At 49.9% G+C, this 10,733-nt stretch carries 11 protein-coding genes; all 11 read right to left on the bottom strand.

Annotated elements, in window-relative coordinates; translation table 11 throughout:
- Window positions 1–35: 35 nt before the first annotated feature.
- Window positions 36–1,595, bottom strand: a complete 1,560-nt coding sequence (locus SGP1_RS04960; RefSeq protein WP_011410328.1) for a hypothetical protein — start codon at window positions 1,593–1,595, stop codon at window positions 36–38.
- 88 nt (window positions 1,596–1,683) lie between these two features.
- The gene (gene sctE, locus SGP1_RS04955) at window positions 1,684–3,693 is read right to left on the bottom strand and encodes a type III secretion system translocon subunit SctE (protein ID WP_083764672.1); all 2,010 of its coding nucleotides are present in this window, start codon (window positions 3,691–3,693) and stop codon (window positions 1,684–1,686) included.
- Complete coding sequence (gene sicA / locus SGP1_RS04950; RefSeq protein WP_011410326.1) at window positions 3,653–4,204, bottom strand: type III secretion system translocator chaperone SicA; 552 nt, start codon at window positions 4,202–4,204, stop codon at window positions 3,653–3,655. Before sicA ends, sctE begins: the two co-directional genes overlap by 41 nt.
- A 162-nt stretch (window positions 4,205–4,366) precedes the next feature.
- Complete coding sequence (locus tag SGP1_RS04945) at window positions 4,367–5,479, bottom strand: EscU/YscU/HrcU family type III secretion system export apparatus switch protein (RefSeq protein ID WP_011410325.1); 1,113 nt, start codon at window positions 5,477–5,479, stop codon at window positions 4,367–4,369.
- A gap of 2 nt (window positions 5,480–5,481) precedes the next feature.
- Window positions 5,482–6,261: a type III secretion system export apparatus subunit SctT gene (gene sctT / locus SGP1_RS04940; RefSeq protein WP_011410324.1), complete on the bottom strand. Its 780-nt coding sequence runs from the start codon at window positions 6,259–6,261 to the stop codon at window positions 5,482–5,484.
- Window positions 6,262–6,274: 13 nt separating this feature from the next.
- Window positions 6,275–6,529, bottom strand: coding sequence for a type III secretion system export apparatus subunit SctS (sctS, locus tag SGP1_RS04935; protein WP_011410323.1), 255 nt, complete (start codon window positions 6,527–6,529; stop codon window positions 6,275–6,277).
- Entirely contained in the window at window positions 6,526–7,206 is a 681-nt protein-coding gene (locus SGP1_RS04930) for an EscR/YscR/HrcR family type III secretion system export apparatus protein (protein ID WP_011410322.1), read from the bottom strand. Before SGP1_RS04930 ends, sctS begins: the two co-directional genes overlap by 4 nt.
- 4 nt (window positions 7,207–7,210) lie before the next feature.
- Window positions 7,211–8,125 (bottom strand): FliM/FliN family flagellar motor switch protein, encoded by a 915-nt coding sequence (locus tag SGP1_RS23385; RefSeq protein ID WP_011410321.1) that lies wholly within the window; start codon window positions 8,123–8,125, stop codon window positions 7,211–7,213.
- Window positions 8,125–8,997: a type III secretion apparatus SpaN gene (locus SGP1_RS04920; protein ID WP_011410320.1), complete on the bottom strand. Its 873-nt coding sequence runs from the start codon at window positions 8,995–8,997 to the stop codon at window positions 8,125–8,127. The genes SGP1_RS23385 and SGP1_RS04920 overlap by 1 nt, the downstream gene beginning before the upstream one ends.
- Window positions 8,987–9,439 carry a hypothetical protein gene (locus SGP1_RS04915; protein WP_011410319.1) on the bottom strand — a complete coding sequence of 151 codons (453 nt, stop codon included), beginning with the start codon at window positions 9,437–9,439 and terminating at the stop codon, window positions 8,987–8,989. The genes SGP1_RS04920 and SGP1_RS04915 overlap by 11 nt, the downstream gene beginning before the upstream one ends.
- On the bottom strand, window positions 9,423–10,730 hold the full coding sequence (gene sctN, locus SGP1_RS04910; protein ID WP_011410318.1) for a type III secretion system ATPase SctN: 1,308 nt from the start codon (window positions 10,728–10,730) through the stop codon (window positions 9,423–9,425). The genes SGP1_RS04915 and sctN overlap by 17 nt, the downstream gene beginning before the upstream one ends.
- Between the last annotated feature and the right edge of the window lie 3 nt (window positions 10,731–10,733).

The raw sequence follows: 10,733 nt of genomic DNA, 5'->3' as shown, positions 1-10,733 counted from the left end.
CCGGGACGGTTATCTTTATCAGACTCAGGTCAAAGCTAGCCGCGCATATTACCGGCAATAACGCTGTTGGTATCCTGAGTACGAGATATAACGCTTTGCAATGTTTGCAATAGTTTATCCCTGTTAGATTGGTTTGTATCGCTGGTTTTATTCGCCATGGCGCTAAGGGTGCTGGCAAGTTCTTTACTGGCATCCAGCTTTTTGGAATCCGCGTCATTCGACGCAGCGGCGACATTGAAAGCTCTGGAAACAATATCACTCGAACCGCGTCCCATTGCAGCCAAAACATCAGCATTGGCAACGGTGATGCCGGTTTCGCGTTGGACTTGTTGGTGTTGCATTTCAAAGGTCATGATATCCGCTTTCTGTTGCGGATGTGATTTACGTAGTCCCGCGCCCACGTCAGAAGACATATCCGTACCCTTCGCGACAAGCTTACTCTGTGAGGTCAGAATGCTATTTTCCGATTCGCTCAGCCCTTTTTGCATATTCCGCGCTTCGCCTAAATTAGCTTTAGCCGACGCGCCTTCTTTATTCCAGGCGCCGACTTTCTGCTTCGCCGAGCTATAGGCAGCGGTCATTTGGATCGCCGCCGATGCTATTACCCCCCCTAAGCGAACACCCGCGGCATCCACCAGCTTTTTAGCCGATTGATTAGCGGCTTTAGCCATCAGCTCACCAAAATGTGCAGAAAGTTTATTATTTTCATTGCACATTTCTGTTGTAAGACCGATGACTCTGAGCAATGCCTCAAACGAGAGATCCGATCCCAGCATCACCGACGGGTTTGATGCCCGCTCTGTGGCGAGCTTTTTCTCCACCTGATCCAGGCCTTCAGAAAATTTGCTTACAACCGCAGCCTGCTCTTCAGCGAACTTATTTTCACCTTCCAGACCTTTCGCTAAATTGCTAACCGTTGTACCCATATTTTTAGCGAAGGCGCGCGCGGCCGAAATCAAGCTGTCAGCGGACTTGAATGTCACTACAGCCAGGTCTTCAGGCGTTTTGAGATTCGACCCATTAAGGTCAGCAACAAATTTGTTTGCTATTGCATCTATGTTATTAGCAAAACCAAACTCCAACTTTGCCCGGTCGACAGCATAATTGTTTATCGTTATTTTCTGACTTGCAGAAAACTCAGTGTTTAACACACCTGGTTCTACAGTAACTTTTCGCATCTTCGCGGGGATTTCAGCATAATCCGTTGCCGCCCTTTTTTGGCCAACCGAAAATGTACTTAAGTCTACATTCAAATCTTGCGCAGCGTTGCGCGCCGCTACCTCAACGGTATAACTGGCCATAGCATATTGATCGGTACTGTAATAAGTCGCGACGGTATTAGCCATTTGTTTTAACGCTTCTGGATCGTTGGCTTTCTTGGCATTGGGTGCAAATAATATTATCATTGGAGCTGCAGTATATAAGGCACCAGCTTGTGTAACCCCTTCCACATCGGATTTATTTAATGCACTGGCCTCGCGTCGATTGACTTTGGCTAATACAGTGTTATCTTCCGCCGAGGTATTGCCGATAGTGTACGATGTTGGATACTGCTGTTGCATGACCGCTGAGTTGTTTAATGAAAATCCTGACATATTAGTTCCTTATAAATATATTATGAAATGTATCCATCGCTTCAACCGGTCGATAAAAACAGCCAGGATGCGACATGCATGCGTAACGTCACGCAGGACGAAGCGCGATCTGCTGCGTAATGAACCGCTTCGTTTGCTGATCCTGCAGACCCACTTGGCTCATTTGATTCATAATTTCGTTCATGGTGGCTAAATTATGGGTGAATACATTCACCGCTTCATCCATCATTTTCTTTAATAGCTCTTGTGTCGCCATTGCCTGCAGCAAATCAGCTTTATCTTGTGCTGCGCTTGACTGTAATGCCGCGACGGCAATATTTCCGCCGGCTTGCGCGGTCGTGTTTACCACATCGGCTACGACGACAACTTTTTGTACTGTGGCAGCATTACCCTTATTAATCGGTGAGAATTTTGCCAAACGGGTACCGGATTTTTTGGCGAAGGAGGTCAGTGTATTCAGTCCAAGTTTTTTCCCCAACGTCTCAGCCACTTTTTTGCCCATGTTTTGAAGCATTCGTTTGGCAAATGCCATGCCCGCCTTAACAATCATGGTACTGCCGATTTTTGACGCTATTGATTTCACCAGGCTTCCCGCCATCATGACGGCGGCTATCATCATTACTGCGGCCTGTATGGCCCCCATTATTTGACCTATGGTGTCAGCGAGACCTTTATCCAAGCCTAATCCCTCCAGCACTTTGCTAAACAGATTGGCATAAAATTGCATCAATGGTTGAATTATCCCTTTCATGATCGGATCCAGAATCGCCCCCATCGCTTCTTGCATGAAGGATTTCCCGGTGATTGCCTGGCCAATTTCATCCCCGATCGCTAACGACAATCCTACTCCCGCCAGCGCGAGCGAGGCACCGCCGGTAAATGCCGCTGCGGCAACACTGACCACCGTGATGATCCAGCCGATAATTTTACCGATGCAACCCATGGTTTTTTGCATCTCTTCGGCTTTTGCCTGCTTGGCGGCGAAATCTGCGGCTCTTTCCTTCGCCTCTTTAATAGAGGCTGCACTCAGCTTTTTGTTGAGTTCGGCACTCGCTTCCAATTTTTCGCTGGCGCTTTTGCCGATCAATTCATTGATGACCGCCAGGAGATAAGTCAGGCTCAAACCTTCATTTTCTTTTTGCTGTTTACGTTCCAGCGCGCCCTGCTGCTGCGGTGTCAGTGCATTGATAAAACCGCTGACTTTGGCACTGATGGCATCAAGATTTTGCCGGCTGCTTTTTTCCGCGCTGATAGCGGGATTGAGCGTATTAATGATGAATTTATCGCTTTCCGCCCGCGCGCGGCTCGCCTCACCATCGGCCTTTTCACTTAAGGCTTTGGCGGCATCGAGTTTTTTTTGTAGGGCAGGAGAGACGCTGCCGCTATCGGCTATCTCTTTCGCCGCCTGTGCCTGCAATTCTTTCAGGCTCTTTAGCGCCTCGCTTGCCGCTTGCGTCGCCTGGTCCGCCGCTGACTGGAGTTGATCCGCATGCTCTTGTGCCGCAGTTAAGTCGTCCTTACAACCGGCCCATTGAGATGTCGCCTGTTTGAGGACCTCCGACATCGCCGACGCTGCCGTCTGAGTCCCTTTACTTTGCGCGACATAGGCCGCCAAGTTATTTGAAAGCTGCTGCAGCGATTTGTTGCCGGTCAGTTTGATGATGTTCCCCATGATATAGGTCAAACTGGCCATGCCGCTCAACGTGCCGCCCTTCCCCGCCTCCGCGCCTTCCGTCGACGAGGCGTCGGCGGTCGGGACGGTTGTGGCGCTGGACTGAGCCGGCGCTGCCAACCGTGGTGTATCGCCTACGTCAGCAAGCAGCCTTCGGGGCTGCTTGCTGACGAGCTCCCGTTGCGTCTCCTGGATCACCTTTTGCAGTTGTTCGGCGGTCAAACTTTGCTGCAGGGTTTGGACTTTGTTCTTTAGGCGATGTTGGGCATAGCGCTCATCGCCAAATCGTCTCGCAGCTTCCTGCTCCCGCTTGGTGACTGCATTACTCGCCTCTTCATGGCCAAAAATTTCGTTTAAGTATGGCAATGAGTGGCTATTCACTGCACTAGTCATGGTCGCTGGTCTCCTTATTGTCTCCTGGTGCATCCGCTTCGTTTGTCTCCAACTCCGCTAATGCAACAAGGTAAGCCTGGGCTTTTTGCATGAGGTGTTCATCCTGTGATTTTTCAAGCACAATCTCAAAACAGCGTTTGGCCATATCTCCTTTACGCAGCATGAGATTACATTGACCTGCATATAACATAGGACGGTAGTCGTTTTCCGATAATGAATACGTCAGGGCATAAAGCTCGATAGCTTTTTCATAGGATTTTTTTAACTGATGTACCGCCGCCAATCCCATAACGTATTCGGGATTATAAAAATCATAAACACAGAGGAAGCGAAACAATGATTCCGCATCATCCAGACGACCCTGCTGATAAAAATCGTAGGCATACAAATAAACATCCTGCATAGTCAACTCAGGTATCTGATGTATATCTTTCAATGTGGCACCATCTTGTATCGCCTCCATGAAATTCTCTGTATATTGTTGCTCCAGATTCTCTTTCTGGTGAGAGGAATGGCTTTTGGCGTGTCTGGTTTTAGTTTTCATTAGTGAATCAACCTTTAATGGAATGAGATCTGACTTGGAGTTGCCGCTCGCAATCCCGGCCTACTGGGGTCGATGCACGCTTTCCTGCCCTGTACTTGTAAGGAAAAGTAACATCAGCCCCAGGGGATAAATATCAAAAAACAGGATCACAATAGGGGATAATTACCCTTCTTCTGGCTCTTTTGGCGAAGATTTTTCCTCAGAAGACGGCTCGGGTGGAACATTTTGCTCTGGTTCGGGTTGCCCCGCGCTTTCAACCTGTTTTAGCCAAATGAGAATACGCATAATTTCTATCAAATCGTTGTCATTCAACGAGATAAAGCTGTGTACGGTATAGTTTTTATATAATCGACGCGCCAGGGGTATGCTGCGCACGACCGGCACACCCACCTTCTCGGCATAGGCGATGATTGCCCGCGCCTTCATGTTAGTGGCCCGCAAGGTGATAAACGGCAGCATCGCGACGTCAGGATTAAAAAATATACCAAGCGCGATGTGCGTCGGGTTGGCCAATATCATCTCTGAGGAACGAATCGCCGCCTGCTCCGCACCGCTCAGCAATTCAAAATGAGCGTTACGTCGTGCAGATTTTATTTCCGGGTTACCCTCATTTTCTTTATGCTCCTGCTTTACCTCGTGCTTTTCCATTTTCATATCTTTGAATTGGAGAAAATATTCACATAAGCCATCAAGCACTAGAACAATCAGTGAGACGCCGACATAGATAAAGACCAACTTCACCGCAAGCTCGGACCAAATGCGGATAACCTGCCAGATATTCCCGTGATAGATTGATAATAGTTCTTTTAGATAATGTGATTGAAAATAATTTACGCCAACCACAAATACGGCGACATAACATAACGTTTTCACCAATTCTTTTACCGCGCGTAAATTGAATATCCTTTTGAGGCCCTTTACCGGATTAAGCGCATCAAAATTTAATTTAATCGCTTTGGTGGCGATCACCATCCGTGTTTGAAGCAACGTCGAGAAAGTACCTGCTATAAAACAGACCGCCACGATGGGTAGTGTCAATTGCATAAATAACATGGCTAAACTGATGAGGTAAGCTTGATAACTCAGGCGTTCGCCGTTTAGGACCACATTATTATAGAAGGCGATAAACGGTTGAAAATCCATACCGTATCCTAAATAGGCGATACCGCCTATCAATACCACGGTTGTGGTAACATCTTTGACCTTAAAAGATTGCCCTTTTTGCGCAGACTCTCTGCTTCGTTTTTCTGTAGGTTTTTCTGTTTTCTCAGCCATGATTAATTCCCTACGGCAGGAAGAACAAATTGGTAGAAAGGTGTAAGCGTAAACAGGAGCATCAAGGGTTCCGACATGGCCCCAAAACCGTAAAACATGAAGATGGTAAAGGCGATAAAACTCTTTAGCGATAGCGACAATGAAAAGGGGTTGAGCTGAGGGCAATAGCGGGAGAACACGCCCAGGGTCATTTCCGATAACATTAACGTGATGAGTGTCGGGGCCGCGAGTATGACGCTATTTTCTAATAACAGGTGCACCAATTTCCCTGCAACGGCCCACTGCGCTCCCAGCAGAGAAGAACCTGAGGGAAAGACGCGGTAACTTTGTACCAGCGCATTCATCAACAGAATCATACCGCCTTGCGCCATGAAGATAGCGCCAAAGGCAAAACTGAGGAACGATGACATGGTGGTGCTTTGTAGGCCGTTGACCGGGTCAATACTGTCGCTGATTGTCGCGCCGCGCTGGTTATCTATGACTTCCCCGATCGCGCTGGCAATCCAGAACGGTAAACTCAGGATCATCGCCAACATCAGCCCCGTTACACATTCTCTTGCGATGAGGACCAGCCAGCCTTGTTCAATATTCGGAATGGTTCGGATGTCAGGCCAAATGCCTATCAACGTGATAAAGATAACCATATTCTTCACGATAAGATGCGACAATATTCGTCCCCCCAATAGGGGCAGCATCAAAAAGACGATGCCTACGCGCACGTACGCCAGCATGATGATCATGCTGTTTTCCTGGTAGGCGAAGAATAAACTAATTAGCGGCATAGATGCACTTTATTTACCGGAAACCAATCAGAAATGATTCGGTGGCGAAACGCAAGCCTTCGCTGGCGAACCATCCCATCAGCATAAGAAGGCAGGCAAATACCGCGAGCATTTTCAAACCAAAGGGCAGAGTTTGTTCTTGGATCTGCATGACCGTTTGAAATAACCCTACTACTAGACCGACGATAGTCGCCATCGCAATAGGCACGGCAGAAAGCTTCAGTACCAGGAGCAAAGCAGAATTGCCTATATATGAAATCTCACTCATTGCTTAATCAAATCCGCATATTGCAGGATCAGTCCTTTTGTTAATAAGGTCCAACCGTCCATTGCCACAAACAGGATCAATTTGATAGGTATTGAAATAGTGACTGGACTCATCATCATCATCCCCAGCGCGAGTAGTATACTGGAGACCACCATATCAATAACGACAAAGGGGACATACAAAAAGAAGGCAATTTTAAATGCACTTTGTACCTCACTGAGCGCATAGGCAGGCATCAGCATCATCAATGACAACGATGACATATTCTCTTCGGTGCATTCAAGATCCGTTTCCTGCTCGCCGCCGCTTTGTCGATGTTGGGTCTCACAAAAAAAGCGAATCAATTTTTTATCTGAATAACGTACTAAATAGTCTCTATAACTTCCCAGGCCTTGGTCGACAAATTGCATCGTTGAGTCAATATTATTAAAATTGGTCTGATGCGTTTCGATATAGTGGCTTATATTTTGGCAAACAGGCATCATAACGAAAGCGGTTAATATCAGCGCAATACCATTAAGCGTAAGCGTAGAAGGTATTTGCTGTATGCCCAGCGCATTTCGCACCATCACCAGTACGATAGAAAATTTGATATAGCAGGTGCCCCCCGCTATCACAAAGGGCAACAGGGTGGTGAACGAAAGTAAAACAATGAGCGTCATGTCGTTGGTGAGCATAGCGTCACTCTTCAACCGGGGTCTGGAAAGTATTAAGACCGGTGATTTCCACCGCCAGGCGCTCATCTTCCAGCGTCACCAGTTCGCCGTGGCCAACTAATTGTTGATTGAGGAAAATTTTGATGTTTTTTTCCACATTTTCCGACAAATCAAAAACGGTCCCCGGCTGCAGGTTGTCTAATTCCGCCAGAGGGTAGGAATTCGCTTCAAGGACAAATTCTACCGTTACCGGCACGCGGCTCCAGTCAAAGAGCGGCAACGTATGCTGCGGCTGAGTTTCCTCATTTGAGGGGGCGATGACATTATCCACAATGATTTCCTTCGATGGTGCTTGATGACAGCTAAAAATAGCGCGCCCGTTGACAGCCAAATGCAATTCCGGTCGAGTAATCAGTAGCAGGTCCCCGGTATCCAGCCTCACCAGGTCTAGGGCCGCCAAACGACTGCATCCCAAGACACAGCGTAGCTCGAACGGCAGCCGTTTTAGCCAGGCGCTGGCTGTTTGCGCCTGAGGGAATGCTTGCTTTGGCCAGTCGGCGACATGCACGATGAGGTCTTCACCCGGCAGGGCCAATAATTGCATCGGTAATGGTGCTTTTGGCACGCGGACCGCCTGCAGCGTCCACGTCTTTCCGTATAGCGCTTGTGGGCCGACGCTTCCTTGCAACAGCGGACAGAGATAGTCCAGCGGAATCTCCTGCCAGGGCATACCCGGCAACGCCGTTCGGCGAGCTGCAAACCAGCGGGTCATGTCGACAAAACCCTCTTGGCGCAGGCCATGTTCGTTTTCCAGCGTGACCTGCAGGTAGCATTGGCTGGCGCAAACCGTCACTATCACGCTTTGCGGTAAGGCGTTTTGCAGCTGCAATAAACGCTGATGTTCACGATTCACCCGTCGCAGGCGAGACGAAAGCTTCATTACTGCGCCTCAGGATCCGGTTGTTCATCGGAATGACGCTGCTGCTGTTGCTGCCCTTCGTCCTCATCCGTCGGGACCACCACCATGGTGCTGTTACCCTGCCAATGTTCCATTTCACGGTTCATTACCTGGCCGACCTGAAGGCTGGAGGGCTGCAGCATCAGCACGCTTTCCTGCAAAGAGCGGGGTGCAGCGGACAGTTTGACCGAATGATTACCGGTCCATCCCTGAAAGCGATATTCCATGGAGAGGGCATTATTGGGCGCCTCCACCTGGTGTTTTGCGATCGGCGGCTGTGTCGATTTAGGCTGTGGCGCCGGTGTTGCAACCTGCTGCGGGTCGGTATTCGCAGGCGGGGTCGCGGCGCTATGGCCCTGCGGCTGGGTGGTCAGTCCGTCTGCCGCGGCGGATTGACGGCAATTTTTATCGGACTGCTTTGCCTGTCCGGACGAGGAAACGGTAGCCGAGGCAACAGCCGCCGCACGGGTTATATCAGGCTGCGAGGTTTGTGTGTGCTGCCCGGCACCAGACCAACCCAGCGGCACCGTGCGGGCGGTAAGATCAGCAGGCTGACTCTCGGATTGCCGTGCTGCATCGGTTTTCCCGCTGCGGGCGTCATCGTCGCCGGTAGCTTTTATCTGACCTTTCTGCGCTTTTGTCTGCGCCAGGCCCCCTCGATTAAGTTGCAGGTCCGGTCTTATCTGATCGATAAGTTGCTGCAAACCATAGGGGACCGCCTCGGGGGATGCGCCGCGACGCTTTTCCTTTTTGTTCTTGTCACGCGGGCTCCAATTCACGCCTGTGTCGTCTTCCGGAGTCGTTACGCCGGAGGGTATGGATACCAAGGCTGCAAGCTCTGCTTTAGCGGACATAATTTGCCATCTCCTGTATATCGTTCTCGTTTTGCCGTTCCCGGCTGCGTAAATGTTGCGCACGCACAGAATGAAAATAACGATCAATTTTGCGCTGCCGTTTCTCCAGTGCGCTGATTTGCTGCTGATAATGCTGCAGTTGTTGCAAGTGTTCCTCGCGCTCTTCCGCCAATTGCAGCAGTTGCTGTTCAATCTCCTCCTGTCGGCTTAGCAGCACGGCCTGACGACGCTGTTGTTCATATAACGAGGCGCGGGACACTGCTCCTTTGACCTGACAGGCTACCACCTCCTGGCGCAATGCGGCCGACTGACACCGGCATTCTTCGTGCTTCTGTTCAAGCTTTAACAGCGCGTGTGTGATGTGTTGCGTTTGCCGTTGAAAACCCTGCTGTTTCCGGTTCAATAAGGAAATAAATTGCTGCCCCCTAAGCCAGACATTCATTCAATCGCTCCAGTGTTTGGCTAAATTCCATACATTCGTCCAGCGGCTGGCGCAAAAAATCGCTCATGATGTTTTCTTTATCGAAAGCGTTATCGTTTTCCTGATTTTCACCACGACGGTATTCACCCAAGTCCAGATAGAGCTGCATATCTCGCTGGCGAACTAATAAATCGCGAAAACGAACGGCGGCACGCTGCTGTTGCTTGTCGGTAATTTGTAGAAACAGTCGGCTGGTGCTGCGTAATATGTCTATGGCCGGGTAATGCCCCTGGGCTGCCAGAGTGTGGCTGAGATAAATATGGCCATCGAGGATCGACCTTACTTCATCACCGATTGCATCCGGTTCTTCCTCATTTTCCAGCAGCACGGTATAAAAGGCGGTAATGGATCCCAACTGGCTGCTGCCCGGTCGTTCAAGCAGCTTGGGTAAGCGTTCAAACACCGACGCGGGGTACCCGCGCCGCGCGGGTAATTCCCCCATGCTTAACGCCATATCGCGCAATGCGCGCGCATAACGTGTGATTGAATCAATGAACAACAGCACGTTTTTGCCTTGGTCGCGAAAATATTCAGCGACAGTGGTGGCCACCTGCGCCGCATTACAGCGTTCCACCGAGGAGCGATCCGAAGTCGAATTCACCAGCACCACTTTCCCGCTGCGCGAGGAATGTTTTAACTCTTCGATGAATTCCGTCACTTCGCGGCCACGTTCTCCAATAAGTCCCACGACATAAACGTCAGCCTCGGAGTGCTCAATCAACATATTCATTAACGATGTTTTTCCGCAGCCCGCCGCTGCGAAAATACCCAACCGCTGGCCGTGTCCACAGGTTAATAAGCCATCAATGGCACGGATCCGCGTAATGAGTTTTTCCGCGATAGGCTCACGTTCGCTAAAATGCAGCGCCTCCACGTCAATCGGCCTATGTTCGGTGGCGATAAGCGCCGTCTCCGTTGCGCCGTCCAGCCGTGCGCAGATATTTCCCAGCGGGTCAAGCACCGCCCCCAATAAGGCCTCCCCCAGAGGGAATTGGAAAGGTTTACCGGTGGGCACCAAAAGATGGTGCTGGGAAAATCCCGCGCTATCGCAAAGCAGGCTCAGCATGGTGCGACTGCCGTTGAAACCAATGACCCGGGCATAACCCGCCAGAGAAGTGTCGTTAATTGATGACAGCACTTCACAGACTTCGCCGATCGCGGCCGCCGGCAAACTGGCTTCAATAATGTTTCCCTGAATCCGCGTTGGATGGGCCGCATAGTCAAAACAATTTTGCAGAGGACTTCTTCTCATCGT

The sequence above is a fragment of the Sodalis glossinidius str. 'morsitans' genome, assembly GCF_000010085.1.
In the GTDB taxonomy this organism is placed as follows: Bacteria; Pseudomonadota; Gammaproteobacteria; order Enterobacterales; family Enterobacteriaceae; genus Sodalis; species Sodalis glossinidius.
Note: the sequence above shows the minus strand (reverse complement) of the source record. Positions and strands in the feature narration are given on the sequence as shown.